The sequence below is a fragment of the Pseudonocardia sp. GCM10023141 genome (genome assembly GCF_042653605.1).
Genome location: NZ_JBHSIR010000035.1, coordinates 337,928 through 362,531, shown reverse-complemented (window position 1 = coordinate 362,531; position 24,604 = coordinate 337,928). Strand labels below are relative to the sequence as shown.

At 73.3% G+C, this 24,604-nt stretch carries 28 protein-coding genes; 13 read left to right on the top strand and 15 right to left on the bottom strand.

From position 1 onward, the window contains the following. The first annotated feature begins 243 nt into the window (after positions 1-243). Positions 244-708, top strand: coding sequence for a hypothetical protein (locus tag ACFPFQ_RS22015; RefSeq protein ID WP_379621719.1), 465 nt, complete (start codon positions 244-246; stop codon positions 706-708). Between the two features lie 31 nt (positions 709-739). On the opposite strand, the gene ACFPFQ_RS22010 is transcribed toward ACFPFQ_RS22015, so the two are convergent. Further along, entirely contained in the window at positions 740-1,861 is a 1,122-nt protein-coding gene (locus ACFPFQ_RS22010) for a HoxN/HupN/NixA family nickel/cobalt transporter (protein ID WP_379621717.1), read from the bottom strand. A gap of 222 nt (positions 1,862-2,083) precedes the next feature. Between ACFPFQ_RS22010 and ACFPFQ_RS22005 the strand changes: the two genes are divergently transcribed. After that, entirely contained in the window at positions 2,084-2,278 is a 195-nt protein-coding gene (locus tag ACFPFQ_RS22005; RefSeq protein WP_379621715.1) for a hypothetical protein, read from the top strand. A 3-nt stretch (positions 2,279-2,281) separates the two neighbouring features. On the opposite strand, the gene ACFPFQ_RS22000 is transcribed toward ACFPFQ_RS22005, so the two are convergent. After that, positions 2,282-2,710, bottom strand: a complete 429-nt coding sequence (locus ACFPFQ_RS22000) for a MarR family winged helix-turn-helix transcriptional regulator (protein WP_379621713.1) — start codon at positions 2,708-2,710, stop codon at positions 2,282-2,284. Positions 2,711-2,798: 88 nt separating this feature from the next. Between ACFPFQ_RS22000 and ACFPFQ_RS21995 the strand changes: the two genes are divergently transcribed. Both ACFPFQ_RS21995 and ACFPFQ_RS21990 read left to right on the top strand, forming a co-directional pair. Continuing rightward, a complete protein-coding gene (locus tag ACFPFQ_RS21995) occupies positions 2,799-4,025 on the top strand; it encodes an FAD-dependent oxidoreductase (protein ID WP_379621711.1) in 1,227 nt (408 codons plus the stop codon). Between the two features lie 36 nt (positions 4,026-4,061). After that, complete coding sequence (locus tag ACFPFQ_RS21990; RefSeq protein ID WP_379621709.1) at positions 4,062-5,069, top strand: ABC transporter substrate-binding protein; 1,008 nt, start codon at positions 4,062-4,064, stop codon at positions 5,067-5,069. 29 nt (positions 5,070-5,098) lie between these two features. Here the strand turns inward: ACFPFQ_RS21990 and ACFPFQ_RS21985 are convergent, their stop codons facing one another. From ACFPFQ_RS21985 to ACFPFQ_RS21955, 7 genes are all read right to left on the bottom strand, one after another. Then, positions 5,099-6,628 carry an amidase gene (locus ACFPFQ_RS21985; protein WP_379621706.1) on the bottom strand — a complete coding sequence of 510 codons (1,530 nt, stop codon included), beginning with the start codon at positions 6,626-6,628 and terminating at the stop codon, positions 5,099-5,101. 119 nt (positions 6,629-6,747) lie between these two features. Beyond that, the gene (locus ACFPFQ_RS21980) at positions 6,748-7,089 is read right to left on the bottom strand and encodes an ArsR/SmtB family transcription factor (RefSeq protein ID WP_379621703.1); all 342 of its coding nucleotides are present in this window, start codon (positions 7,087-7,089) and stop codon (positions 6,748-6,750) included. Positions 7,090-7,147: 58 nt separating this feature from the next. After that, complete coding sequence (locus tag ACFPFQ_RS21975) at positions 7,148-8,014, bottom strand: helix-turn-helix transcriptional regulator (protein ID WP_379621701.1); 867 nt, start codon at positions 8,012-8,014, stop codon at positions 7,148-7,150. Between the two features lie 28 nt (positions 8,015-8,042). After that, positions 8,043-8,552 (bottom strand): hypothetical protein, encoded by a 510-nt coding sequence (locus tag ACFPFQ_RS21970; RefSeq protein ID WP_379621699.1) that lies wholly within the window; start codon positions 8,550-8,552, stop codon positions 8,043-8,045. Further along, positions 8,540-9,826, bottom strand: a complete 1,287-nt coding sequence (locus ACFPFQ_RS21965; RefSeq protein ID WP_379621697.1) for a VOC family protein — start codon at positions 9,824-9,826, stop codon at positions 8,540-8,542. Before ACFPFQ_RS21965 ends, ACFPFQ_RS21970 begins: the two co-directional genes overlap by 13 nt. Then, a complete protein-coding gene (locus ACFPFQ_RS21960; protein ID WP_379621694.1) occupies positions 9,823-10,350 on the bottom strand; it encodes an RNA polymerase sigma factor in 528 nt (175 codons plus the stop codon). The genes ACFPFQ_RS21965 and ACFPFQ_RS21960 overlap by 4 nt, the downstream gene beginning before the upstream one ends. Before the next feature lie 65 nt (positions 10,351-10,415). Next, positions 10,416-11,465, bottom strand: coding sequence for an alpha/beta fold hydrolase (locus ACFPFQ_RS21955; protein ID WP_379621692.1), 1,050 nt, complete (start codon positions 11,463-11,465; stop codon positions 10,416-10,418). A gap of 201 nt (positions 11,466-11,666) precedes the next feature. Here ACFPFQ_RS21955 and ACFPFQ_RS21950 point away from each other — a divergent pair, with 201 nt between their 5' ends. Further along, the gene (locus ACFPFQ_RS21950; RefSeq protein ID WP_379621690.1) at positions 11,667-12,578 is read left to right on the top strand and encodes a hypothetical protein; all 912 of its coding nucleotides are present in this window, start codon (positions 11,667-11,669) and stop codon (positions 12,576-12,578) included. A 12-nt stretch (positions 12,579-12,590) separates the two neighbouring features. On the opposite strand, the gene ACFPFQ_RS21945 is transcribed toward ACFPFQ_RS21950, so the two are convergent. Then, positions 12,591-14,861, bottom strand: a complete 2,271-nt coding sequence (locus ACFPFQ_RS21945) for an Rv1355c family protein (RefSeq protein ID WP_379621688.1) — start codon at positions 14,859-14,861, stop codon at positions 12,591-12,593. Further along, a complete protein-coding gene (locus ACFPFQ_RS21940) occupies positions 14,861-15,115 on the bottom strand; it encodes a hypothetical protein (protein WP_379621686.1) in 255 nt (84 codons plus the stop codon). Before ACFPFQ_RS21940 ends, ACFPFQ_RS21945 begins: the two co-directional genes overlap by 1 nt. Positions 15,116-15,522: 407 nt before the next feature. Between ACFPFQ_RS21940 and ACFPFQ_RS21935 the strand changes: the two genes are divergently transcribed. The 5 genes from ACFPFQ_RS21935 to ACFPFQ_RS21915 all read left to right on the top strand — a co-directional run bounded on the left by ACFPFQ_RS21935 (position 15,523) and on the right by ACFPFQ_RS21915 (position 19,483). Beyond that, the gene (locus tag ACFPFQ_RS21935) at positions 15,523-15,954 is read left to right on the top strand and encodes a VOC family protein (RefSeq protein WP_379621684.1); all 432 of its coding nucleotides are present in this window, start codon (positions 15,523-15,525) and stop codon (positions 15,952-15,954) included. A gap of 119 nt (positions 15,955-16,073) precedes the next feature. Beyond that, positions 16,074-16,535, top strand: a complete 462-nt coding sequence (locus ACFPFQ_RS21930; protein WP_379621682.1) for a DUF6220 domain-containing protein — start codon at positions 16,074-16,076, stop codon at positions 16,533-16,535. Then, positions 16,535-18,043: a multicopper oxidase family protein gene (locus ACFPFQ_RS21925; protein WP_379621680.1), complete on the top strand. Its 1,509-nt coding sequence runs from the start codon at positions 16,535-16,537 to the stop codon at positions 18,041-18,043. Before ACFPFQ_RS21930 ends, ACFPFQ_RS21925 begins: the two co-directional genes overlap by 1 nt. 94 nt (positions 18,044-18,137) lie before the next feature. Then, a complete protein-coding gene (locus ACFPFQ_RS21920; RefSeq protein ID WP_379621678.1) occupies positions 18,138-19,106 on the top strand; it encodes an aldo/keto reductase in 969 nt (322 codons plus the stop codon). Next, positions 19,103-19,483 (top strand): MerR family transcriptional regulator, encoded by a 381-nt coding sequence (locus ACFPFQ_RS21915; protein ID WP_379621676.1) that lies wholly within the window; start codon positions 19,103-19,105, stop codon positions 19,481-19,483. The genes ACFPFQ_RS21920 and ACFPFQ_RS21915 overlap by 4 nt, the downstream gene beginning before the upstream one ends. Here the strand turns inward: ACFPFQ_RS21915 and ACFPFQ_RS21910 are convergent. Beyond that, a complete protein-coding gene (locus ACFPFQ_RS21910; RefSeq protein ID WP_379621673.1) occupies positions 19,476-19,949 on the bottom strand; it encodes a VOC family protein in 474 nt (157 codons plus the stop codon). The genes ACFPFQ_RS21915 and ACFPFQ_RS21910 overlap by 8 nt on opposite strands. 32 nt (positions 19,950-19,981) lie before the next feature. Further along, on the bottom strand, positions 19,982-21,904 hold the full coding sequence (locus tag ACFPFQ_RS21905; RefSeq protein WP_379621672.1) for a helix-turn-helix transcriptional regulator: 1,923 nt from the start codon (positions 21,902-21,904) through the stop codon (positions 19,982-19,984). A gap of 187 nt (positions 21,905-22,091) precedes the next feature. On the opposite strand from ACFPFQ_RS21905, the gene ACFPFQ_RS21900 reads away from it, so the two are divergent. Then, a complete protein-coding gene (locus ACFPFQ_RS21900; protein WP_379621670.1) occupies positions 22,092-22,670 on the top strand; it encodes an RNA polymerase sigma factor in 579 nt (192 codons plus the stop codon). Continuing rightward, a complete protein-coding gene (locus ACFPFQ_RS21895; protein WP_379621668.1) occupies positions 22,667-23,125 on the top strand; it encodes a hypothetical protein in 459 nt (152 codons plus the stop codon). The genes ACFPFQ_RS21900 and ACFPFQ_RS21895 overlap by 4 nt, the downstream gene beginning before the upstream one ends. Here ACFPFQ_RS21895 and ACFPFQ_RS21890 read toward each other — a convergent pair. Continuing rightward, on the bottom strand, positions 23,122-23,412 hold the full coding sequence (locus ACFPFQ_RS21890) for a CHAT domain-containing protein (RefSeq protein WP_379621666.1): 291 nt from the start codon (positions 23,410-23,412) through the stop codon (positions 23,122-23,124). The genes ACFPFQ_RS21895 and ACFPFQ_RS21890 overlap by 4 nt on opposite strands. After that, entirely contained in the window at positions 23,333-23,716 is a 384-nt protein-coding gene (locus ACFPFQ_RS21885; protein ID WP_379621664.1) for a CHAT domain-containing protein, read from the bottom strand. Before ACFPFQ_RS21885 ends, ACFPFQ_RS21890 begins: the two co-directional genes overlap by 80 nt. Between ACFPFQ_RS21885 and ACFPFQ_RS21880 the strand changes: the two genes are divergently transcribed. After that, on the top strand, positions 23,709-24,479 hold the full coding sequence (locus ACFPFQ_RS21880; protein ID WP_379621662.1) for a S8 family serine peptidase: 771 nt from the start codon (positions 23,709-23,711) through the stop codon (positions 24,477-24,479). The genes ACFPFQ_RS21885 and ACFPFQ_RS21880 overlap by 8 nt on opposite strands. Positions 24,480-24,604: the final 125 nt, after the last annotated feature.

Here is a 24,604-nt window from a genome sequence, read left to right as displayed (position 1 = left end):
GGGGCCGACCATGCCGAGGCTGCTGCCCTGGCCCGTCAGGAAGGATCGTCGACGCGGCGCCGCGGAAGTTGTAGACGCCCGCGGTGGTACCCGGCGTGGAGTACAGCAGGGCCTCCCGCGCCCGGCCCATGCTCGAGTCCACAGTGGCCACGGCGACGTGCAGCCCGGGGTGGCGCACGAACGTCGACTCGGGCCCGGAGGCCAGCCGCCGAACCGGTACTCGACACTGTCGCCGACCGCCTCGTGCAGGATGCGCATCAGATCGCCGCGGGTCAGCTCCGCGTCCCGGCTCGCCCCGGCACGGCGCACGGCGCCCAGGTTCATCCCCGACACCCGCCGGCCCGCAGCATCCACGATGGACAGCCACTCGGTCTCGCCACTCGCTTCACGGATCCCGTCGAGCACGCCCATCCGCGCCGCGACGTCGATCGCCGGGCCGCGGACGTCGATGGGGTAGCCGCCTGCGCGCAGGTGCGCTATTCCGGGTTCCTGGCCGACCCCACGGTCTTCCGGCGCTTCAGCGGCGTGCTGATCAGGGCGACCGGGCTGGTGGCGGGCCCGCCCCCCGACCTCGCGGCGACGGTCCGCGCCAGCCAGGCCATCGCGGTGCTCGCCGACCCGATCGCCATGTACGCCGATGCGCCGCCGGAGCAGTTGTGCCGCGAGATCCTGCGCGGCGCCGACCTCCTGCTGGAGCCGCCCGGCTGACTGGTCAAGCGGGCTGGTGCTCAGGCGCTCGTCAGTCCCCGGCCGTTGCGACGGAGTGATCCCCCGCCAGCCCTGCCGTCCACTTCTCCTCGACGCGCCCGAACCGCCAGACCGCCAGCGCCACCAGCCAGGCGGCGACGAACAACGCGACGATCCCGTACCCGGCGTAGTCGAGCGGGATCGACGCGATGGCGGCCAGCGGTCCGGAGTCGATCCCGGCCTGGTCGGTGAGCACGCTGATCAGCTCGATCGTGCCGATGATCAGCGCTACGGCAACCGACAGCGCGGTGATCGTGATGTTGTAGAAGACCTTGCGCACCGGCTTGGCGAACGCCCATCCGTACGCGAAGTTCATGAACACGCCGTCGAGCGTGTCGAGCAGGCACATCCCGGCCGCGAACAGGACCGGCAGCACCAGCACGGCGTAGAACGGCAGGCTGAAGGCTGCGGCGCCGCCGGCCAGCACCAGCAGTCCGATCTCGGTCGCGGTGTCGAACCCGAGCCCGAACAGCAGCCCGACCGGGTAGATCTGCCACGGCCTGGTGATCGACTTCGTGAGCCCACCGAGGAAGCGGTTCAGGAAGCCGCGGCTGTTGAGGTGGTGCTCCAGCTCGGTCTCGTCGAAACTGCCGCGGCGCATCCGGCGGAACACGCCGATGATGTTGAGCAGTACCACCAGGTTCAGGATTCCCAGTATCCACAGGAACACCCCCGACACCGACGCGCCGATGATGCCGGTGATCGAGTGCAGTGCCGAGCCGTCGTCCTCGACCTGCCCGGCCAGCGCCCTGACGCCGAGACCGAGCAGGAAGGTGAGCCCGAACACGATCGTCGAGTGGCCGAGTGAGAACCAGAATCCGACCGACAGCGGCCGCCGTCCGCCGTCGGCCATCAGCTTGCGGGTGGTGTTGTCCACGGCGGCGATGTGGTCGGCGTCGAACGCGTGCCGCATGCCGAGCGTGTAGGCGAGCACGCCGACGCCGATGCCGTAGATGCCGGTGGCGCCCAGGTCGTAGTGCTGCGGGATCACGAACGCGATCAGCACGCCGAAGCCGATCACGTGCAGCAGGGCGATGAAGCCGAACATGCCGCCGAGTGACGTCCTGTCCTGGCGGGTGAGCGTGGTGGTGGGTGGAGCGTCGGATCTGGTCATGGTGGCCTCACGTGCGAACAGCTCGTACTCGACCGGGTGACGGTAACCCCGGATGAACCCTGCTTGCAGGTGCAAGTCCAGTGCAGGAGTGGATATCCGGTTTGTCCTGGGGGGTTCGTCCCGATCGCGTGATCCCGGCCTCGCCGGGATCGAGGGCCTATCCTCTTCTCGCCCCGCTTCCCCCGTGGCGCGTCCCGACCGAGCGATCCACGGGGAGAACCCATGTCCAATCGTCGTGAGCCCTGCCCGCGCTGCGGCCGCGAGCCCGGCCCGGACCTGGTGCTGGAGGGCTGGCGGCCGTGCCTGTGCGGTGGCCACCGCACGACGCGGTGCCGCGCCGACACCGGCGGCTGCGGCCACATCCACTACGAGCCGCCGCTGGTGGAGGGCAAGTGCGTGGCGCCGGGAGCGTGGTGAGTCCTACACGGCGCCGCCGTTGACGTCGGCCAGGAACGCCGCGATCACGCGCAGCTCGTCGGCGTCGCGGGTGTCGAGCACGGCCGCCAGGTGCTCGGCGTGCTCGCGGTAGTGCTCGCCGAGGCTCGCCATCGCCGCGGGCACGAGCACCACCAGCACCTTCCGTCGATCGCCGGCATCGCGCTCCCGGCGCGCGTAGCCGGCGCGTTCCAGGCGGTCGATCACCCCGGTGACGCTGCCGCTGGTGAGGCCCGTCAGCTCCGCGAGCCGTCCGGGCGTCAGCGGGCCGTGCTGGCCGAGCAGGCTCAGGAACTGGGAGTCGCTGGCGCCCAGGCCGATGCGCTGGGCGACGGCCTGGTTGTGCAGCACCACGCTGGCGATGAACCGCACGACCTCGGCGCCGACCCGTCCCCGCAACTCGTCCGCTTCCACGACCGCCCCCTTGACAATATCTCGTGATGCCAAGATATTTGGAGTACCAAGATAGTTGGCAGGACGAGTGATCGTACCGGGAGCGATGATGACCACGGCACTGGTGATCGGTGGTGGGGTGGCGGGCCCCGTTGCCGCGATGGCGTTGCGGCGGGCGGGGATCGAGGCGGCGGTGTACGAGGCCCATCCGGGTCCTGCCGATGACATCGGCTCGTTCCTGACGCTGCAGATCAACGGCATCGATGCGCTGCGGGCCGTCGATGCCTACGACGCCGTCGCCGGCGCGGGGTTCGCGACGCCGTCGATGCGGCTGCGCAGTGGAAGCGGCAAGCTGCTCGGCGAGGTGGGCACCGGGGCCCCGCGTCCCGACGGGACGGTGAGCGTGACGTTGCGCCGGTCCGACCTCTACGCGGGCCTGCGCGACGAGGCCGCCCGGCGCGGGGTCCGGGTCGAGACGGGCCGCCGGCTCGTCGATGCCACCACCGCGGCCGCCGGGGTACGCGTCACCTTCGCCGACGGCTCCACCGCGGAGGCCGACATCCTGATCGGCGCCGACGGGCTCCATTCGCGCGTCCGCACGCTCATCGACCCGGGGGCCGCGCCTGCCCGCTACCTGCCGGTGCTGAACGTCGGGGGCTACGCGCCGCCGCAGCCGGACGTCACCGGATCCGGCGGGTACGAGATGGTGTTCGGCAAGCGGGCGTTCTTCGGCTACGCGGTGGCGCCGTCGGGGGAGATCTGGTGGTTCGCCAACCCGTCCCGCCGCGACGAGCCCGACCCCGGCGAGCTGGCCGCCATGACCACCGCGCAGTGGCGCTCGTGGCTCGCCGAGCTCTACGCCGACGACCGGTCGCCTGCCGCGGCGCTCGTCGCGTCGACGCCCGGCGAGCTCGTCGGGCGGGCCACCTACGACATGCCTCCGGTGCGGCACTGGCACCGGGACCGCATGGTGATCATCGGTGACGCGGCTCACGCGACGTCGCCCTCGTCGGGCCAGGGTGCGTCGCTGGCGATCGAGGACGCCGTGCAGCTGGCACGCTGCCTGCGCGACGTCCCCGGAACGGCAGCGGCGTTCGCCGCGTACGAGTCGCTGCGCCGCACGCGGGTGGAGAAGGTCGTGGCGGCCGGCAGGCGGACGAGCAACGCGAAGGCGGCGGGGCCGATCGGGAGGGCACTGCGGGACGCGGTGCTGCCGCTGGTGCTGCGCAGGGTGGGCAGCGGCCCGGGCTGGGTGCACGAGCACCACATCGACTGGGACGCGCCCGTCGTGCCGTCGCGCTCGTCGCCGGAAACGGGACATGTGACGCAACGCTGATGTAGTTGCAGGGCGAACTGAGGCTAGGCTCCCCTCATGAATCGACAGGGTGGCCGCGTACTCGCGGCGGTCGTCGCCGTGCTGGCCGTCGTGGTGGCGGGGTGTGGCGGCACGATCCAGGCCGACGCGGGGGCCGGCAATGCCGACGTCGCCACCGGCGGCAGGCTGTTCGCCACGGCCGATGCGGAGACGGCCAAGTTCGGTGCCGACGTCGGCCCCGGGGTCTTCCCGCGCACCATCACGCACTCCCGTGGCACCACGAAGGTCCCCGCGAAGCCCACCCGGGTGGTGGTGCTCGACGCCGGTGAGCTCGATGCCGTGCTCTCACTGGGCGTCACCCCGGTCGCCACCGCCACCACGAACGCGACCGTGCCCTCCTACCTGCCCGCGGCCAAGGGCATCCCCACGATCGGTGAGCAGAACTCGCTGAACCTGGAGGCGATCGCCGCGGCGAAGCCGGACCTGATCCTGGGCAGCAAGCTGCGCGCCGACCAGCTCTACGACAAGCTCTCCACCATCGCGCCCACCGTGTTCAGCATCCGGCCCGGGTTCCCGTGGAAGGAGGATTTCCTGCTCGTGGGCTCCGCGCTCGGCGAGGAGACCAAGGCCGTGCAGGTGCTCAACGACTACCAGACCGCGGCCAACGAGGTGAAGGCCGAGCTCACCGGCGCCCCGACGATCTCGCTGGTCCGCTTCATGCCGGGACGGCTCCGCCTCTACGGCAACCTGTCGTTCCTCGGGGTGATCCTCGAGGACGTGGGGCTCGCCCGACCGAAGATCCAGGACATCGACGAGCTCGCGACGGAGATCTCCACCGAACGCATCAACGAGGCCGACGCCGACTGGATCTTCTACGCCAGCTACGGCCCACCCGCAGGCACCGACCAGAACGCCGTGGTCAACGGCCAGCTCTGGGCCGGACTGTCGGCGGTGAAGGCCGGGCACGTGCAGGCCGTCAACGACGAGGTCTGGTTCCTGGGGCTGGGCCCGACGGGAGCGGGTCAGGTGCTGAAGGACCTGCAGGGGTACCTGGCGAAGCGGTAGCTTCCTGCAACGGCGCGCCGGGACCGGCGCTACACCCCCGGCGGCGTCGGGAAGCCACCCACCGCCTGCTCGAACGTGTGGGCCACCCGCAGCACCGTGGCGTCGTCGAACTGTCGCCCGATGATCATCATCCCGGTCGGCAGCCCGTCCACCAGCCCGGCGGGCACGCTGCAGGCCGGATGGCCGGTCACGTCCGTCACGCAGGTGTTGCCGATCATCTCCAGCGCCCTTGCGATGATCTCCTCGCGCGATGCGTCGGCCGCGGGCAGCAGGCTGGCCTGGATCGGTGTGGTCGGCATGACGAGCACGTCGTAGCGCGACAGCGCCTCGTCGTAGGCCGCCGCGAGCTCGACGGCGAGCGTGCGCGCCATCGCGTAGTGCGCGCCGTGGTGGGCGTCGATCATCGGGCGGCCGGCCAGCAGCACCATCTTGACGGTCTCGGAGAAGCGGCTGCCGTCGCGGCGCCACTGCGCGCCGTAGTGCGCGACGAGTTCCGGGTCGTACTGCCCCTTCCAGTTCATGCCGTAGCCGTTGGCGTCCACCATCTGCGCGACGACACCCTCGGTGCCGATCACGTCCCAGACCTTCGCGCCGTCGAGGTGCCAGGGGATCGAGACGTCCTCGCAGACCAGCCCGGCGCCGCGCAGCGTCTCGACGGCACTGCGCACGGCGTCGTCGACAGCGGCCGTGGAGTTGGGGCGGGCGAACCCCTCGGTCACCACGCCCACCCGCAGGCCCTGCGCGCCCTGTGCCAGCGCTGCCACGTAGTCGACGGGTGCCAGCGAGCGCGGCTGGCGGGGGTCGTGGCCGTCCGGTCCGGCGAGCACGCCGAGCATCAGTGCCGCGTCGGTGACGGTGCGGGTCATGGGACCGAGATGGTCGATCGTGGACTCGATCGGGAACGCGCCGGTGTAGGGCACCAGACCGTGGGTCGGCTTGTGCCCGACGATCCCGGTGAACGAAGCCGGCATCCGGATCGAGCCGCCCTGGTCACCGCCGGTCGCGAGATCGACGATGCCGGCCGCCACCAGTGCCGCGCTCCCCGAGGACGACCCACCCGTGCTGCGCGTCTCGTCCCAGGGGTTGCGCACCGAACCGGTGCGGGCGGTGTGCGAACCACCGGAGAAGCAGAGGTCCTCGCACACGGACTTGCCCGCGATCGTCGCGCCCGCGGCGAGCAGCCGGGAGACGATCGTGGCGTCGCGGCGCGGCACGAAGCCCTCGACCGTGGCGGAGCCGTTCATCAGCGGCACCCCCGCGACGGACGTGTTGTCCTTGACCGCCACGGTGCGCCCGGCCAGCGGCCCCTCACCGGAGCCGGTCACCTCACACGTCACGTACCAGGCGTTGAACGGGTTGTCGGCGGCGGTAGGACGCGTCCACTTGCGGTCCGGGGCAGTCGGGGCCGAGGCCGCGTAGAGCTCCTCGACGGCGTCCCAGGACGCGAGCAGCCCGTGGACGAACGGCGTGAACGACTCGATGTCGGCGCCGGAGAGGCCCAGCCCGTAGCGCTGCGCGACCTGGGAGAGGGTGTCGTGATCCGGCGGGATGATGGGCATGGGGATCCTCGCGATCGGCACCGGGAAACGGTGCTGGCGACAGTAGGGAGCCCCCGGAATTCACGTCAATGCGTGAGCGCACATCGGCGGAAATCAGTCCCCATGGTTCGCGCCCGACGTCAGCCGGTCCGGCTCTGCATCGTGGCGCCGGATGCCGACTCGGCCGCGGCCTGCACCTCGGCGAGCGAGCTCTGGAACAGCTCCTGCAACAGCTTGATCACGTCCTGCGCGGGGCCGGTGGCGTCCACCGAGTAGTACCGGAACCGGCCGGTACGGCGCTCCGCGATCAGGCCCGCGGTGCGCAGCACGCGCAGGTGGCTCGACACGGCGGTGCGGCCCACGCGCTGGATCGCGTCGGAGAGCTCACCCGCGCTGCACTCCTCGCGCTCGGCGAGCACACCGAGGATCTCCCGGCGGACCGGATCGGCCAGCGCGTCGAACGCGAGATCGGGGGCCGTCATCGGTCGCTCCTCCCGGATGAGTCAGTGCCCGTTGACACGTCCTGGTCAGCCTAACCGATCAGGATCGCTGCCCGGCCGTGCCCATCTCCTGCAGCCCGACGACCCGCAGCAGGTCCAGCGCCTGCGCGCCGCTGCTGCCGGGGGCCGCCGAGTAGACGATCAGCACCTGGTCGTCGTCCCGGACGTGCAGTACGTCGCAGTCGAGCTCGATCTCGCCGAGCTGGGGATGGTGGAGCACCTTCGTCTCGCCGTGCCGCTCGTCGAGCTCGCGAAGCTCCCAGATCCGCGCGAAGCGCTCGCTCCCCGCGCGCAGCTCGCGGATCAGCGCGGCCAGCGTGGGGTCGTCGGGATAGCGTCCCGAGGCCCGACGCAGGTCGCAGGCGAGTGCCCGGTCCAACCGTTCGCGCCGGCCGTCGTCGCCGCCGACCCGGGTGCCGCCGACCCGCGGGCTGCCGAGGAAGGCCTGGCGGGCCACATTGCGCTCGGCCAGCGGCACCGCCGACATGTCTCCCAGCAGGGCCGCCGCCATGGGGTTCCACGCCAGCACGTCGGTCTTGGCGTCGAGCAGCAGCGCGGGGGTGTCGGTGAAGCGGTCGAGCAGCCGCAGCACGCTGGGGCGCACGGCGGTGCGGATCCTGCCGGGCAGCGGCGGGCTGCCACCGGCGAGCCGGAACAGGTGGTCCCGCTCGGCGTCCGTGATCCGCAGCGCCCGGGCGAGCGCGCCGAGCACCGCGTCGGACGGATGCGGGCCGCGGCCCTGTTCCAGGCGCGTCAGGTAGTCGACCGACATGCCCGCGAGCCCGGCGACCTCCTCGCGGCGCAGCCCCGGGGTGCGGCGGCGCACCCCGGCCGGCACTCCGACGTCGGACGGCTGCAGCCGTTCTCGCCAGGTGCGCAGCACGGCGCCGAGCTCGGTGCGATCCACCCCTCCAGCATGCCCCTCGCGAGCCGGTTCAGCCTGGTATCGCCGGACCCCCGCTGCGCGCGGCGAGGCTGGTGACGGCGTGTCGGGTGATGCCCGACCGCACGGCGGTGTTGACGACGCAGAGCAACGGCATCACCACGATCAGCACCCAGAACAGCGCGTGCGGCCACTCCGAGAGCTCCACGAGCTCCCAGGTCTCCTTCACCGCGATCAGCGCGGCCCCGCCGGCGACGAAGAACCACCCGGTCGCCTTGTTGACGTAGGAGAACAGGCCGTCGAGCTGATCGGGGTTCAGCGACTGCATCACGGCCGTCCGGAACTGGCGCCGCCGCCGTCGCCGCAGCCAGTAGCCGACCGGCGGGACCAGCCACCACCACGGCGAGACGCGCGGGTAGCGATCCTGCAACGTCGCGGACGCGGCCTCGATCTGGTCGGTCTGGATGTCCTCCTCCCGCAGCTCCAGCGAGGCCTGGAAGATCGGCCCGGCGACCAGCAGCCAGGCCCCGAGAAAGCCGCACCAGGCGATCACGTGCTCCATCCGCGGGACGGTAGCAACAGGAACGGCGCACCCTGGTCGTCAGTGCACGCGGCGCTGGTGCCGTGGCGGGTGCCGGCCGGATCGGTCGCGGTCCCCCCGGCCACCCGCACCGCCGCGACGGCCGCTTCGAGGTCGGGGACGGTGAAGGTGGGCAGCACCGAGGGCTCGTCGTGGCCGCCGGCGAGCCCGGTCATCGGCCGGGTGTGGCCGCCCGCGGCCACCTCCATGTGCCAGTAGCCGGGGTCGGCGCCGGGGACGAACCGCCAGCCGAGCACCGTGCCGTAGAAGGCCCTCGCCCGGGTGGCGTCGGGCACGCGGAGCTCGGCGTAGTCGAGCTCGACGGCGCCGGGGACGATCTCGGCCGCGTCGCCCCCTGCGGTCATCGATGCGGCGGGCGCGGAGTACATCGCGAACTGCAGGCCCTGGTCGTCGACGCAGCCGGCGACCCGCCCGAACTCCTCGGTGACCGGATCCTCGGCCGTGCCCCCCGCGGCACGCACCAGCACGACGGCGACATCGACGTCCGGCACGGCGAAGCACGGGAAGAGCGACGGCTGCTGCTGCCCGCCGAACATGCCGAGGTGCGTGCGCAACCCGGTCACCCGACGGCCCTGCGGGTGGCCCGCGCTCTCGACCGTCCAGCCGAACACCGAGTGGTAGAACCGCTCGGCCACGACGACATCGGGGCGCCACAGCGACGCGTAGCCGATGTCGCCTGCCCGGCTGGTCGCCGGTTCCCGCGCGATCATCCAGCGATGCCCGGACGGGTCGAGCACGGAGCCGCCGCGACCGTCGGGCGAGTCGGTGACGGGCCGGTCGAGCACCGCGCCTGCCGCGACGGCGCGCGCGACCACGGCGTCCGGGTCGCTCACCTCCAGCCGCAGCGACTGCGACGGCCCGCCCCGCCCGACCGGAGCCACGAGCCCGATCTCCGGGTACTCGTCGGCCAGCATCAGCACGCTGTCACCGAGCGTGACCTCGACGTGCCCGACCCGCCCGTCGGGCATCACGATCGGCTCGCCGCGCCGGGTCGCGCCGAACACCTCGACGTAGAACGCGACGGCCGCGCGGGCGTCGGTGACGGCGAGGTAGGGCGTCAGGGCGTGCAGCCGGACCGGAGCGAGCGTCGTGGGTCGGTCGGTCGTGGTCGTCATGGCGGGCTCCTGGGGGTCGAGCAGCGCGCGTTCGATGCGGCTGCGCAGTGCTGCGGCGAAGGCGGGATCGGGATCGACGGGCCGGACGGGCGCGCGTAGTGCGTCGAACGGATCGGTCATCGCCCGCCTCCCTCGATGCTCGGGTAGCTGTGGCGGAACGCGGTGCGGGCCCTGGTCAGCAGAGCCTCGGTGGCGGCGACGGTGCGGCCGAGGAGCCGGGCCACCTCGGCCACGGAGAGCCCGTCGAGGTAGCGCAGCGTCAGCGCCGCGCGATGGTGGGCCGCCTGAGCCGCGAGCACCTCCTGGGTCAGGAGCGCGTCGAGGCGCTCGTCCCACGGATCGTCGGGCGGATCGGGCTCGGCGGCGACGGCGTGCAACCCGCGCGCCTCCCGGTCTGCGGCGCGCCAGTGGTCCACGAGCTTGTGGCGCGCGATGCCGATGAGCCAGCCCGTGGTGGGTGTCGGCGGCGGTTGCCGCCGGCAGGCCGAGACGGCCGCGAGGAACGTCTCCGCCGTCAGGTCCTCGGCGACGGCTCGGCCGCCGCAGCGCGCCAGCAGGTAGCCGTAGACCTGCGGCAGCGCCGCGTCGTAGACCTCGAGCAGCGCCGCGCCCGATTCGGGACGCACCTTCTCGCTGCCGGTCATGCCCCCTCATCGGTCCGGCGGGGCCGCCTCCGACGGTGCTTCACCCGATCGTTGCAACGGGGGCGTCAGTGCTCGCCCAGGAACTCCGTGAACACCGCCAGCCACCTGCCGGCGGCGTCCAGGTGCGGCCCGTGCCCGGAGCCGTCGAACATCTCGGTGCGCACCGAGCCGCCCGCGGCGCTGTAGCGGGCCAGCACGTCCCGCGTCTGGCTCACCATCTGCTGCGGCGGGTAGGTGTCGGTGCCCGGCCAGCCCGGCACCGCACCGGCCGCACCCAGCGTGCCGAACTCGAGCGCGGAGCCGTCGGCCACCACCAGGTCCGCGACACCGTGCGTCCAGAGCACGGGCGGTTTCGGGTCGACGTCGACGATGCCCGACCAGTTGCAGTACTTCGGCGACAGCGCGTTGAGCACGCCGCGGACGCCGGGCGCGATCCCCGGCCAGTTCTCCGACGGCGTGCTGTCGCCGGGGTAGTGGTCGGCGCCGGTCGCGGTCAGCAGGATCTCCGCGACGAGCAGGTCCTCGCGCTCGGGTGGCTCGCGGTGGGTCGGGGCGAAGTAGAAGGCGTTCATGACGTTGCGGATCGAGAACGGGCTCTCGCCGGACGCGTCGCCGTCGACGAGCCGCTGCACGAGCTCCGGGTTGGCGCTGCCGCCGCCGGTGCCGGCGTGGTCGGGCGTGCACGGGGTGCCGTCGGGGTGCGTTCCGCCGTAGCCGTAGGGCGAGACGGTGCCGATGAACGTCAGCGACGCGACCGGCCGGTCCATCGCGTACCGCGCGATCGCCGCCCCGGCCGTCGACCAGCCGACCAGGTTCGGTGGTGCAGTCACGTCCAGCGCGGTGAGCAGCGCGAACAGGTCGTCGGCCCAGTCGGCGAGCCCGCGGGTGGCGTCGATCGGAGCCTGCTCGGTGCGACCGAACCCCCGCATGTCCGGCGCGATCACGCGGTAGCCGGCCGGCATCCCGGGCATCAGGTGCTCGTAGAACCGGGCTGTCGAGAGGTTGCCGTGGATCATGACCACCGGCGTGCCGTCGGCGGGACCGGACTCGAGGTAGTGCATGCGGATCCGGTCGGTGTCGACGGTCGCGGACCGGACGCCGGGCAGCAGAGTCATGGCGCGGATGCTCGTTGCCGCGCCGCCCGGTGGTCAAGGGCCGTGCGGGGTATGCCGGGATGTATCAGGAGCGCGGCCCGGCGCCTCCAGGTTCACGTGCGAGCCGACCACAGCGAAGATGCGATCCCCACCCGTTTCGGATGTCCCCCGATGTGCCCGGCGACGGCGTCGGCGCCATCTCCGACGCTGTTCCGGGCGTGGGTGCATGCCACCGTCATCGAGATCGGGGCGGCCGGTGCCCGCCTCGCCACGTCCGCGGGTCTGGGCCTGGAGCCGGGGCTGGTCCTGTCGTTCACCGTCACGCTGCCGTTCACGGGCGCGCACGAGGTGGCGGCCACGGTCGAACGCATGGTGGCGGCGCCGCGCGGTATCAACGTCGTCGACGTGCGATGGGCGCCACCGCCGCGCGCCTTCCTGCTCGCGATCGCCGTGTACCTGCTGCTCACCGATCGGGCGCTGACGCCGGTGCGGCTGCGCGCCGCCGGGCTGCCGGTGCGCCCGGTCGAGCGGGCGCTGACCTACGGCCGGGCCGAGCTCGACGAGCTGGGCGCGATCCACGACCTGCGCCTGCGCGCGCATCAGCACGAGGGCAGGCTCGACGGGCTGCGGGCCGCCGATCTGGCGTCGCCGTTCGACGCGTACTCCTGCCATCTCGTGTGCCGCCACGGCACGCGCATCGTCGGCTACGCGCGGCTGATCGAGGTCGACGGCGACCCGGCGCGCAGCCAGTACGTCGCGTGGGGCGGTCACGAGGTACCGCCGTGGATGTGGCGCGCGGGCTTCGTCGAGGGCGGTGCCGGCGCGGTCGACCCGGACTTCCAGCGGGCGGGGCTGTTCCTGCCGCTGCTGCAGCACCTCGTGCGCGTGGCCGTGGAGTCCGGGCACCGGTACGTGCTGGGCGGCTGCGAGGACGACCTGCTGGAGATGTACGTGGAGTGCGGCTACCAGCTGCTGGAGACCCGGCAGGTGGAGCCACGGCCGGGTTGGTCGTTCCGCTCGCACCTGATCCACCTCGACATCGACGCACTGGTCGCGGGGAAGCTGGCCGGTCGGGATGTCGAGGCGATGGCGGAAGCGGCCCGCTTCGCGCTCCGGCGGCTCGCCGCCGCCTGAGCGGTGCGATCGTCAGCCGGTGATCGTCAGCACGTCGTCGACGGACCTGCGCAGCGAGCGCGCGACGGGACCGGTCGCTGTGCCCAGCCGCAGCGCCAGCAGCATCGTGGCGTCGGGTGGCAGGTCCGCGGCGGCGCGCAGCTGCCGGTCGGCCTCGGCGACGATCGTGCGGGACCAGCCGTCCAGCGCCGTGGTGGCCTCCGGGAGGTGCTGGGTGAGGAACGGGCCGCCGTAGGGGTGTACGCCGATGCCGAGCCCGGTGGCGGCGAGCCACAGGCGCAGCAGTCCGCGGCCGGCGTCGACCATGGCGGCGCGGTCGGTGCCCGCGGTGCACAGCACGAGTGCCGCGCCCGCGCTGCGGAAGGCGGTGCGGGTGGCGTCGCCGAGCGCGTGTCCCCGGTCGATCCGGCGCAGCTGCGCCATGGCGGGGGCCGAGCGCAGCACCTCCATGGCGGCGAGATCGTCGGGGGCGAGCGCGAGTGCGGCGAGGTCGAGCCCGTCGCGGGTGGCCAGCGCCTCGGCGGTGGACCAGCGGATCTCGGAGACCAGCTCGCGGTGCAGCTCAGGGGTGAGGAACCGCGCCCGGTCGAGGTCGGCGAGCGCGTCGCCGAGGCCGGTGAGCGCGGCCGGGTCCGCCACGATCGTCACGTCGAGCGGGGTGCCGGCGGTGGCCAGCGCGCCGAGCGCAGCGGGGTGCAACGGCGCCGACGGTGGCGCGCTGCGCCGGCAGCAGCGCCGGGCGAGCAGGTCCAGGTCGGGGCTCGCCGCGGCGGGCCGTGGTGTGCGCCGCAGCGCCAGCCGCCAGGCCGCCCCGGTGGGTGCCGCCACCGGCTCGGTGGCGAAACCGAGCGCGTGCGCGCCGATGAGCGCGGCCGCGAGCGCCGCACCCAGTGCCAGCGCCGAGGCGCGGCCGTCCACGTCGAGCAGCGATGCCCGGGACGCGTCGATGTGGGCGTCGAGCACGCCACCGCTCGCGGTGAACCGCCACGGCTGGGCGTTGCCGCCCGACGGCGCGAGCGTGGCGCACGTGACGACGAACCGCAGCTCGGCCGGGGTGGGGCGGTCGCCGGATCCGGGCTCGGGCAGCACCAGCTCCGGGGGCTCGACGCTGACCGGCTGTGCCGTGAACGGGCGCGGCGGCCGCTGCGGGCGCTGCGACCCGTCGCGGACGAGCGCGTCGAGGTCGGCCTCGAAACGACCCGACACCGTGAGGTCGCCCAGCGCGATCCGACGCACGGCGTTGGCGGCCATCGCGCCGCCGAGCACCACGTCGGAGGCGAGCTGGGGCCACGTCGAGAGCGACTGCCGCACCTCCACGAGCGAGGCGGCCGTGCGCGGCTCGAGCCGGTCCGCGTCGAGGATCCGCAGCACGTAGGGCACCTTCTGGCGGGTCGTCAGGCCGCGCAGGTCCGCCGCCGTGACGCCGTCGAGCGCGCCGTGGAACGCGGGCCGATCGGGCTCGCGATCGAACCGTTCGACATCGAGCAGGCCGCGGTCGCTGGTGACCATGACGACGGGCAGCCCGACCGCCCGCGCCCGCTCGCGCAGCAGCAGCTTGATCTCCAGGTCGTCGCACTCGTCGAGCAGCACGTCGGCGCCGTCGAGGAAGGCGTCGACGCGGTCGGGCCGGACGCCGTCGAGGTGCACGCGGACCGCGATGTAGGGGTCCAGCTCGGCGATCTCGCGCGCGGCCAGCACGGCCTTGTTGACACCGATGTCGGCGATGCCGCCCGCGACACGGTTGAGGTTGGACAGCGCCAGCTCGTCGAAGTCGGCGAGCCGGATCTCGCCGCCGATGCCCTCCCGGACGAGCGTCTGCGCCACGGCGCGGCCGACCGACAGCCCGGCCACCGCGATCCGCAGTCCCAGCAGCACATCCTGCTCGGCAGTGGTGATCTTGTGCCGGTTGCGGTCCAGCCGCAGCTCGCGGTGCAGCGCCGCGGGCAGCACGTGCACCAACCGGCGCGACCACGGGTAGTGCACCCAGATACCGAACAGCTCGCGCGGCGTGCCGGCCAGCAGCGCGGCGATGTGCTCGGCGACGTCGGTGGTGTCGAGGACGCGACCGGGGACCCTGCTGCGCACGAGTTCCTCGAGCTGGACCCCGATCGAGTCGATCACCTCGAGTTGCGGGTCGACGGCAAGCCCGCGCAGCACCACCCGGTCGTCGGCGACGGCGCCGTCCAGGACGGTGGGCGCGTGCGCCGTACCGGTGTGGCGGGCGTTCCGCAGGAGGGCGATCAAGCCGCCGGGCACGGGGCCGGGTGCGGGTTGCGCGGTCATCACCGCTGCTCGTCGCCCGGCAGCGGCGTCGCCAGCACGACGTCGGCGAGCCGGGGGAGCAGCGCGTCCGCGGCGAACCGCAGCCCGAGGTCGGCGAAGGCGCCGAGCTCGCGCTGGACCAGCTCGCCCAGCTCGCCGGGATAGACCCGGCGGGCCCGCAGCGCCGCGGTGCGCAGCCGGGTGCGCTCGCGCTGGTCGATCGGGCAGGCGCTGCCGGTGATCGCGGGCGGGGCGTCGAACACGTGGATGGTCATCGGGCACCTCCTCGGGGTGTCCGATCAGTCTCGGGTCGTACGGGCGGGTGGGGCACGCGTAGTCGGCTACCCGGATGTGGTGCGAGCGGCTCAGCCCACCGCAGGTACCGCGGCCCGGGAGGGTGAGCGCGGCCGGCACCCCCACCACCACGACCGCCGCCCCGATCCGCACGGCCGGCACGAGACCGTCCACATAGGCCGGACCGGACGTGTAGCTGCCGTACGCGCTGAAGACGGCGGTGAGCACGGCGACGCCGAGCGCGACACCGATCTCGCGCAGCGTGCTGTTGGTGCCCGACGCCCTGCCGTGATCGACGGATGCGACCTCCGCGAAGGCGACGGTGGCCACGGGCGCACCGTCGAGCTGATTCGTTGCGTTGTGAAGTAGTGGGGTCGATACTCCGACGATGGCTCTGATCACGACCTCCGGTGTCCACCACGTCCGGCTCACCGTCACCGACCTCGCCCGGTCCCGGGCGTTCTACGGGGACGTGCTCGGTTTCGCCCTCGCCGCGGAGTCTCCCGGAGACCCGAGCGACCCCGCGGTGCGCGAGGATCCCGCCCAGCTCTACGGCGGGGTCGTGTTCGAGACCAACGGGATGCTGTTCGGGCTGCGTCCCGTCGCGCCCGGCGACGACCGGTTCGTCAGCGAGCGGGTCGGGCTCGACCACCTGAGCTTCACCGTCGACTCCCGCGACGCGCTCGTGGCGGCCCGCGACGCGCTGGAGGAGCACGGCGTTCCGCACGGCGAGGTGATCGAGCTGGCCGCCTTCGGCATCGCGATCCTGTCCTTCAGTGATCCTGACGGCGTGCACCTGGAGCTCACCGCCGCGTTGTAGCGGCCCCGGCGGTTCGTTCCGGTCATCCGCCGTCGATACAGGTAGCGCGCTACTCGTGATCCGGGCGACGACCAGGTCCACCGTGTCGGTGAACAGGGTCGGTCGGTTGAGGAGAGATCATGAGAACTGCCTATCGAGTACTGGCGTACCTCGTGGCGGTCGAGGTCGTCATCCAGGCGGCCGCCATCGCCTACGCGTTCTTCGGAGAGTCCAAGTTCATCAGCGACGGCGGCGTGATCAACAAGGCCGTCATCGAGAGCCAGTCGGCGGAGTTCGACGGTGTGCTCGGGTTCGCGGTGCACGGCATCAACGGCCAGCTGATCACGCCGCTCATCGTGGTGCTGCTGCTGGTCGTGTCCTTCTTCGCGAAGGTGCGGGGCGGCGTCAGGTGGGCAGCCGTGGTGGTGGTGCTCGTCGCGCTGCAGGTGGTGCTGGGGATCTTCGGCGGCGACATCCCGTTCCTCGGGCTCCTGCACGGTCTGAACGCGCTGGCCGTGTTCACCTGCGCGATCATCGCCGCCCGGCACGCCTCGGCACGTGTCGAGGCCCCGGTGACCACGGGCGCCACGTCCATAGCCTGATGATCGCCCCGGCCGCGGTCGCGGTGCCGCCGGCGCGCCGTCGCAGGCGGCTCGCGGTCGCGGTCGCGGCCACCCTCGTCGTGCTGGCCCCGCTCGGCTGGTTCTGGCAGCAGAGCCTCCTGCCGCGCAGCTACTCCGTGATGGACATGGGCTACCTCGACCACGGCGGCGGCCCCGCGGCCGCGATGACGGGCCACGGCATGGCCCCGATGCCGATGCCGATGCCGACGCGCAGCGTCACCGACCTCACCGCCGCCCCCGGCGTGCCGGACGTCGATCTCACCCTGACCGCCCGCGCGGGGCCGATCGACCTCGGCAACGGCCGGACGGTCGACGGTTACACGCTCAACGGCACGTCGCCGGGCCCGGTGATCCGGGCGCAGCAGGGCGATCTCGTGCACGTCCGGCTGCGCAACGAGTCGGTGCCCGGCGGCATCACGCTGCACTGGCACGGCGTCGACGTGCCCAACGCCGACGACGGCGTCGCCGGGGTCACCCAGGACGCGGTGCCCGTCGGCGGCGAGTTCGACTACCGGTTCGTCGCGGCGCAGGCCGGCACGTTCTGGTACCACTCGCACCAGCTCGCCCACGAACAGGTCCAACGTGGACTGCTGGGGGCGCTCGTGATCACCCCGCGTGGCGGCACGGGGGCCGGGGCCGACGCGCTCCTGCTCAGCCACGTCTACGCCGGCACCGCCACGATCAACGGACGCCCCGGCGCCGTCGCGTTCCCGGCGGCGCCCGGCACGCGGGTGCGGGTGCGGGTGATCGACACCGACAACGGCGCGACACCGGTGTGGGTCAGCGGCGCCGCGTTCCGGGTGGTCGCCGTGGACGGCGCGGAGATCGGCGGCGCGACGCCCGTCCAGGACACCGCGGTACTGGTGACCGCGGGCGGCCGCGCCGATCTCGAGATCGACATGCCCGCCGACGGTGCGGGCGTGCGGGTGGAGATCGGCGGCGCGGCACTCGTGCTGGGCTCCGGCCCCGTGCGCGCGCTGCCCCGCCCACCGCGGACCCTCGACATGCTGACCTACGGGGCCCCGGCGGCACTGCCGTTCGACCCGGCCACCGCGCAACGGCGCTTCGACTACGTGATCGGACGCGGCCCGGGCTTCCTCGACGGGCTGCCCGGTCTCTGGTGGACGGTCAACGGGCACCTCTTCCCGGACGTCCCGATGTTCGTGGTGGCCGCAGGCGACCTGGTCGTCATGCACATCGCGAACGACAGCGGCGAGGCGCATCCGATGCACCTGCACGGCCATCACGCGGTGGTGCTCGCCCGCGACGGGGTGCGCGCCACCGGCGCGCCGTGGTGGGTCGACTCGCTCGACGTCGAGAACGGCCGGTCCTACGACGTCGCGTTCGTGGCCGACAACCCGGGGATCTGGATGGACCACTGCCACAACCTGCCCCACGCCGCGGACGGTCTGGTCGCACTCCTGATGTACGAGGGCATCACCACGCCGTTCCGCGTGGGCGGGGGATCGGCCAACGCGCCGGAATGATGGCCCGACATCGCGCCTGGAGCTTGACCTGGAGCGCGCTCCAGGGTGCAGCCTCGACGGCATGCAACACAGCACAGAACACGATGCGGACAGGGTGACGGTCGGCCCGTGGCAGGTCCCGGCGCTCGGTGTCGGGACGTGGGCGCTGGGCGGGGACTGGGACTTCGACGGCAGACCCGCCGGTTGGGGCCAGGTCGACGACGACGCGTCGATCGCGGCACTGCGAGCCGCCCACGACGGTGGCGTGCGCTACGTCGACACCGCCGACGTCTACGGCTGCGGCCACGCCGAGCGCGTGGTGGGCCGGGCGATCGCGCCGTTCCGCGACGAGGTCGTGCTGGCGACGAAGGTGGGCCTCGTCTTCGACGAGGACACCCGCACCGGTGCAGGCACCGACCTCTCGGCCGAGTACATCCGGCGGGCCTGCGACGCCAGCCTGCGCCGGCTGGGCGTCGATCACATCGACCTCTACCAGATCCACCCCGGTGGCACGTCGGCCGCGGACGCGCAGGCCGCGGTGGCGGCGTTCGAGGACCTCGTGGCGGAGGGCAAGATCCGCGCCTACGGCAGCAGCGCCACCGAAGCCGTCTCCATCGACGCTGTTGCGGCCGGCGGGCACGGCGTCGCGGTGCAGCAGGAGCTCAACGTCTTCGGCGCCGACGAGGCTGCGCTCGAAGCGTGCGGCCGTCTGGGGCTGGCGGTACTGGCCCGCAGTCCGCTCGCGATGGGCCTGCTGTCCGGTCGCTACCGCACACCGGACCAGCTGCCGGCAGGTGACGTCCGGCGCAACACGCCGTGGTGGACGTTCTTCGACGCCGAGCACATGCCGGAGTGGCTCGCCCGGATCGACGCGGTGCGCGACCTGCTGACCGCAGGCGGGCGCACGTTGGTGCAGGGATCGCTCGCCTACGTCTGGGGACGCTCGCCGGGTGCCGTCGCGTTGCCCGGCGTCCGCACCGCCGCGCAGGCGAAGGAGCAGGCCGGGGCGCTGGAGTTCGGCCCGCTGACCGCAGCGGCCGTTGCTGACATCGACGCGGTACTCGGGCCACGATCGTCGGCATGAACATCGCCGAGGCCGCGCGGCAGACCGAGCTGAGCATCGACACCATCCGCTACTACGACAAGCTCGGGATCCTCGGCGAGCTGTCGCGCACACCCGGCGGTGCGCGCACGTTCACCGAGGGCGACCTGGGCTGGCTGCGGATCCTGCGGTGCCTGCGCGACACCGGCATGTCGATGGCCGACCTGCGGCGGTTCGTCGCGGTCGACGGCGACCGCGACCCCGGCCGCAGGCGCGAGCTGCTGGAAGCCCACCGGCGCGACGTGCTGGAGCGGATGGAGCGCACCCGCCGGGAGCTGCGGGTGATCGACGGGAAGATCGCGGCCTACCGCGACCTCGAGGAGCGCGGCGTGGAGCCGGTGGCCACGACCATCAGGTGAGCTCCACCCACATGTCGGGCCCGGGGTCGTGGATGCGGCGGGTGCGTCCCGGCGGCACGGCGTCCTCGTGGACGTCGGTGGTGTAGAAGCGCACCTCGTGCCCGTCGGGGTCGTGCGCCATCGGCAGGACCCAGCCGACGGTCGTGCGGTGGACGCCGCCGTGCTCCACGCCGTGCTCGGTGAGCCGGGCGGCGAGAGCGGTGATCGTCTGCTCGCCGGGCACGCCGATGGAGAAGTAGTCGAAGCCGGCCGCCGCGGCGGCCCGGTCCGGGTTGCGGCGCAGGGCCAGCTCCGGACCGCCCGCCGGATGCTCCAGCGATACGCCGGCGACCACACCGGACTCCACGAACTCGATGATCTTGCGATAGCCGAGTACCCGTTCGTACCACTCCACGGAGCGGTCCAGGTCGCGCACGGGCAGCTTGAGGTGGTGGACGCCGTCGAGCACCGGGACGTTGTCGGTCATGGGGATGAGCCTCCGCTCGGGGTCGTTGCCGGTCACGGGTAATCGCCTACCTGATTCGCGCCGACGAGCGCGACGAGCTCGGTGCGGGTGCCGGCGTGCAGCTTGCCACCGGCCCGGTAGAGATGACCCTCGACCGTGCGGACCGACACCACGAGCCGGGCCGCGATGTCCTTGTTGGACATACCGCTCGCCGCGAGCATCACGACCTCGTGCTCGCGGCGGGTGAGGGGGAGCGGGCGCGCCGCGGCGCGCAACGCCGGTGTCAACGCGCCGCCGCACGTCCTGGAGAGCTCGGCCGCGCGCGCCGCCGAGGCGATGGCGGCCTGCCGCGCATCACGGTGGCCGTGCGCGAGCGCAGCCTGCGCCGCGGCGTCGGCGGCGAGCAGCAGGGCGCCGTCGCGCTGCAGGCACTGTGACACCGCATCGAGGCCCGCACCGTCGTGCGCGGCCAGCGCCGTGACGTGGGCGACCGCCGGTCCCGCCTGGTCGGCGAGCTCGGCGAGCCGTGGGGCGGCGGCAACGTCACCGAACCGCACCGCGGTGTGCAGCGCGCCCACCTCGGTCTCCCCGTCGCCGCTCACCCGCGCGGCGGCGGCAGCGCGGTGCGCGTGCCGCACCGCCTCACTCACCGATCCGGTCGCGGCGGCGGCCCAGGCCAGTGCCAGCAGCCCGGCGGGGTCGCCCTGCGCGGCGCCGGCTGCCTCGGTGGCACCGGTGGCGTCGCCCAGCATCCCCAGCGCGCAGGCCAGCTCGGCCGCGGCCGTCGTCGCGGACGTGCCGTCGGCGGCGGGCCCGTGGAGCGTCAGCACCGCACGGGCGTCCCGGAGCAGGCGTGCGGCCGCGCGCACCTGCCCCTGGCGCAGTGCAGCCCTCCCGTGCTCGATGTCCCGGCGAGCCGTGTCGGTCGGGTGCGCGGCGTCCCCGGTGCCCGCACGCCCGACGGTCGCGAGGGCCGTGCGCATCCGCATCCGGTGTGCGGCCCCGGCGCGCGCGGTCAGCAGGACGCCGTAGAGGGGTAGTGCCAGCCGCACCGCAGGGCGGGCCGCGTCGTCGACGGCGAGCAACCCGCACCCGTCCGCCGCCTCGACGGCGTCCGGGCCCGCCAGCTCCTCGAGCACCCCCAGCTCGAGCGGGCCGGCCGTGGCGATCAGCGCCGCCGCCCGTTGCGCTGCCGCGGGCACCGCGCCGACGTGGGCATCGATCAGGTCACCCAACCGCGGGGTGAGGACCGGGCGTCCCGACCACAGCCAGACCCCCGCCGTGCACCGCAGCCGCCCGTCCGCGACCTCGTCGGCGACGAGTTGCCGCAGCAGCACGAGATCTCCTCCGGTCAGCTCCCACAGCGACGTCGACGCCCGCCGCTCCACCTGGCCGTCGAGCGCGGCCTCCACGAGGTCCCGGACGTCCGTGGCGTCGGGCGCGGGGAGATCGACGCGCTGCAGGTGGCCGTCCTTCCACAGCGCGGTGACGGCGTCGGGCGCCGGCACACCCGAGCGCACGGTCGCGAGCACCGCGACCCCGCAGCGGAGCGCGAGGTGGTGCAGCAGCGCGGCCGAGGCGTCGTCGAGCAGGTGCGCGTCGTCCACGGCCAGCACGGTCGTGCCGCGGGCCCGCAACGTCACGGCCATCCGCTGCAGGCGCGCGCCGTCGGGCACGGTGGCGGGAGCGAGCTGCGGGAGCAGCGGCGCGAACGCGCCCAGCGGCACCCGGGCCGCCGCTGCCGTTCCGGTGACCCAGCACGTCGCCGGGTCGTGCCCGGAAGCCGAGATCGCCGCCATGGCGAGCCGGCTGCGGCCCGACCCGGCAGGTCCCGCGAGCACGGCGCCTGCCGGCCGGGCGCGGCGACCCAGCGCCGCGAGCACGGCGGCGAGCTCGGTATCGCGGGCGACGAGCGGCCACGCGGGCAGTGGGGAATCGGTCGGGGGATGGGGCAGCGGCCGGATGGCCTGCGTCATCGGAAGCTCCTCTCGTCGCGGTGAGCGGCTCGCTGCGGGCGGGGCGAACACGAGGAAGAGCCGGGACGGCGGACGTCTGATGCATCCGTTCGGGTGAAGGGTGGGATCAGGAGCTGTGATCGGTTGCTCTCCCCTCCATGAAGCGTGATCCGGCACAATGCGGGCCTCAGACGAACGGAGGTCGGGCGTGGCCGAGGACACCGGTCTGTTGCTGGCCGCCGCCGGTGCTGGCGACCAGGCATCCTGGGACGAGCTCGTCACGCGGCACAACGGCCTGCTCTGGGGGATCGCGCGCGGCTACCGGCTCGGCGTCGCCGACACCGGTGACGCCGTGCAGACCACCTGGTTGCGGCTCGTGGAGAACCTCGACCGCATCCAGGATCCGGAACGGCTGGCGGGATGGCTCGCCACCACCGTGCGCCGGGAGTGCCTGCGGGTGCTGCGCCGCACCGGCCGCGAGCGTCCCGGTCCGGATCTCGACGAGATCGGCGACCTTCCCGACCACGCCGACCCGCTCGACGCCGGCCTGCTCGCCGACGAGCGCGACGCCGCACTGTGGCGGGCGCTGGCCGCGATCTCGGCGCGCTGCCAGCAACTGCTGCGGGTACTCATGTCCTCCCCACCACCGGCCTACGCCGAGGTCGCCGTCGCACTGGACATGCCGATCGGCAGCATCGGTCCCAGCCGCCAGCGCTGCCTCGACCAACTGCGCCGCATCGTGAGCACCGACGACCTGCTCGGCTCCCCGGCCGGTGACCCCCGATGAACCCCGAGCACGAGACCGACGACGACCTCATCGAACGCCTACGCCGCATCGCGGCGGAGGTGGACGCGCCGCCCCCGGACGTCCTCGTCGCGGCGCGGGCCGCGTTGGCGACCCGGCGCCTGGACGAGGAGCTGGCAGAGCTCGTCATGGACTCCGAGTCGGCCGGGGCCGGGCAGGTCCGGGCCGGGGCCGACACCGTGCGGCTGCTGTCGTTCGAGTCGCCTGCCGTCTCGGTGGAACTGCAGGTGCAGGTGACGGCCACCGGGCGGGCGGTGCGCGGCCTCGTCGCCGGGGCCGTCGGCGAGGTGGTGCTGGAGGGGCCGGGGCAGCAGCTCACCGCCGAGCTGGACGAGGACGGGTGGTTCGCCCTGCCGGCAGCACCCGCGGGCACGGTGCGGCTGCGGCTGCGCACCCCGGACGGCACTGCCGTCACGAGCAGCTGGATGTCGCTCTAACCGGCACCGAAGCAGCGGAACGCGGCCGCGGCCGGCAGCTCCTGCTGGGCGCGCGCCAGGGCCGACGCCGGATCGAGCCTGCGTCGCCGGTGGCCGTCGAAGCGCAGCATCACCGCGTGGCTCAGCTCGTCGGGAACCGGCAGCACGGTGGCCACGAGGCTCGTGGTGCCCATGGCGAGCAGCGCCGCGGCCAGGCCCAGCTGCTCGTCACCGGGCCGCACGTCGGGGAGCCCGGACTCGCAGGCCGACAGCACGACGTGGCGCGGCGCGCGCTGCAACCGTTCCATGTCGTACACCGTGAGCGGCCCGTCCGGGCCGCCAGCGCGGAGACCTCGCGCGCGGCGTGCGGCAGGCCGGGCCCGGCCACGAACACCTGGCGGCCCCCGGACCGTCCGTCGCGGCCCGCATGCACAGCGCGGCCGACGGCGCGACGGACACGGGCCGTCCTGCGCAGGACGGCAGCGCGGCCCAGGGGACGGCGTGCAGTGCGCCGGTGGGCACGACGACGAGCTCGCGGCCGTCGCAGAGGTCGGCGAGCGGGCCCAGCAGCAGGGCGTCGAGCCGCTCGCCGACCCGGTCGGGGATGGCCACTCTCGATGTAGAGCTCTTCGGCGCGTTGCAGGTCCTCCTCGACCGCGGGCCAGTCGCGCAACCGGGTGTTGAGGATGGCGCGGTTGTTGCGGAGATCGGCCTCGATGAGGGGGCTGCCACCGGCGCGGTGCAGCGCATTCGCTGCCTCCGTGTAGGTGCGTGCGGCCTCGGGCAGCTTGCCGATCTCGGCGAGTACCAGTGCGCGGTTCATCCGCAGCCGGGCGCCGGGCTGATCAATCTTTCCTTCGGTGGGGTGGCGGCCGAGGACGCACCGCCTCGAGTGATCCAGTACGCGCTGGCGTTGTTGTCCGCGGATGTCGAGGTCGTGTGCTCCGCCGGGAACTTCGGTGACGCCCAACCCCATTGGCCTGCCGCGTTCGATCGGGTCACCACGGTGGGTGCGGCAGTGTTGCCTCCCGCCGACCTGCCGGTGCGGACGGACCCGACCGCTGCGCCGTTCAGCTGCCGGGGCGACTGGGTCGACGCCTACGCGCAGGGCGTGGACGTGCTCGGCCCCTACTGCACCTTCTCCGAGACGGCAGCGGGTGCGGAGGCGCTCGGCGTGCTGCCACAGGAGTTCACGGGCTGGGCGCGATGGAACGGAACCTCCTTCGCCGCGGCGAAGGTGACCGGCATGATCGCTCGGGAGATGGCCGACCATCCGGAGCTCACTGCGCGCGAAGCGAGCGATCAACACCGGAAGGCTGCAACGTCCAAGGTGAACGGCGTGCCGCTGCTCCTGCCGAAGGCCCGCCCTTCCTAGCTCTAGAAGGGTGGGAGGTCATCGAGGTCGACCACCGCTGGCGCGGGTGGCTCGGGTTCGTGTTGCCGTGGTGGTTCGAGGATCGAGACGTCCAGCATCGCGCCGGAGCGGTCGGTGATCTCCGG

Coding starts and splice junctions, on each gene's coding strand:
- ACFPFQ_RS21940 (WP_379621686.1), bottom strand. CDS start 15,115: ATGACCATCCACGTGTTCGACGCCCCGCCCGCGATCACCGGCAGCGCC.
- ACFPFQ_RS21970 (WP_379621699.1), bottom strand. CDS start 8,552: ATGGAGCACGTGATCGCCTGGTGCGGCTTTCTCGGGGCCTGGCTGCTG.
- ACFPFQ_RS21880 (WP_379621662.1), top strand. CDS start 23,709: ATGGCCACTCTCGATGTAGAGCTCTTCGGCGCGTTGCAGGTCCTCCTC.
- ACFPFQ_RS21905 (WP_379621672.1), bottom strand. CDS start 21,904: ATGACGCAGGCCATCCGGCCGCTGCCCCATCCCCCGACCGATTCCCCA.
- ACFPFQ_RS21955 (WP_379621692.1), bottom strand. CDS start 11,465: ATGACTCTGCTGCCCGGCGTCCGGTCCGCGACCGTCGACACCGACCGG.
- ACFPFQ_RS21910 (WP_379621673.1), bottom strand. CDS start 19,949: ATGACCGACAACGTCCCGGTGCTCGACGGCGTCCACCACCTCAAGCTG.
- ACFPFQ_RS21995 (WP_379621711.1), top strand. CDS start 2,799: ATGACCACGGCACTGGTGATCGGTGGTGGGGTGGCGGGCCCCGTTGCC.
- ACFPFQ_RS21980 (WP_379621703.1), bottom strand. CDS start 7,089: ATGACGGCCCCCGATCTCGCGTTCGACGCGCTGGCCGATCCGGTCCGC.
- ACFPFQ_RS21990 (WP_379621709.1), top strand. CDS start 4,062: ATGAATCGACAGGGTGGCCGCGTACTCGCGGCGGTCGTCGCCGTGCTG.
- ACFPFQ_RS21930 (WP_379621682.1), top strand. CDS start 16,074: ATGAGAACTGCCTATCGAGTACTGGCGTACCTCGTGGCGGTCGAGGTC.
- ACFPFQ_RS21965 (WP_379621697.1), bottom strand. CDS start 9,826: ATGACCGATCCGTTCGACGCACTACGCGCGCCCGTCCGGCCCGTCGAT.
- ACFPFQ_RS21915 (WP_379621676.1), top strand. CDS start 19,103: ATGAACATCGCCGAGGCCGCGCGGCAGACCGAGCTGAGCATCGACACC.
- ACFPFQ_RS21895 (WP_379621668.1), top strand. CDS start 22,667: ATGAACCCCGAGCACGAGACCGACGACGACCTCATCGAACGCCTACGC.
- ACFPFQ_RS22010 (WP_379621717.1), bottom strand. CDS start 1,861: ATGACCAGATCCGACGCTCCACCCACCACCACGCTCACCCGCCAGGAC.
- ACFPFQ_RS21890 (WP_379621666.1), bottom strand. CDS start 23,412: ATGGAACGGTTGCAGCGCGCGCCGCGCCACGTCGTGCTGTCGGCCTGC.
- ACFPFQ_RS21945 (WP_379621688.1), bottom strand. CDS start 14,861: ATGACCGCGCAACCCGCACCCGGCCCCGTGCCCGGCGGCTTGATCGCC.
- ACFPFQ_RS21960 (WP_379621694.1), bottom strand. CDS start 10,350: ATGACCGGCAGCGAGAAGGTGCGTCCCGAATCGGGCGCGGCGCTGCTC.
- ACFPFQ_RS21935 (WP_379621684.1), top strand. CDS start 15,523: ATGGCTCTGATCACGACCTCCGGTGTCCACCACGTCCGGCTCACCGTC.
- ACFPFQ_RS21925 (WP_379621680.1), top strand. CDS start 16,535: ATGATCGCCCCGGCCGCGGTCGCGGTGCCGCCGGCGCGCCGTCGCAGG.
- ACFPFQ_RS21985 (WP_379621706.1), bottom strand. CDS start 6,628: ATGCCCATCATCCCGCCGGATCACGACACCCTCTCCCAGGTCGCGCAG.
- ACFPFQ_RS22005 (WP_379621715.1), top strand. CDS start 2,084: ATGTCCAATCGTCGTGAGCCCTGCCCGCGCTGCGGCCGCGAGCCCGGC.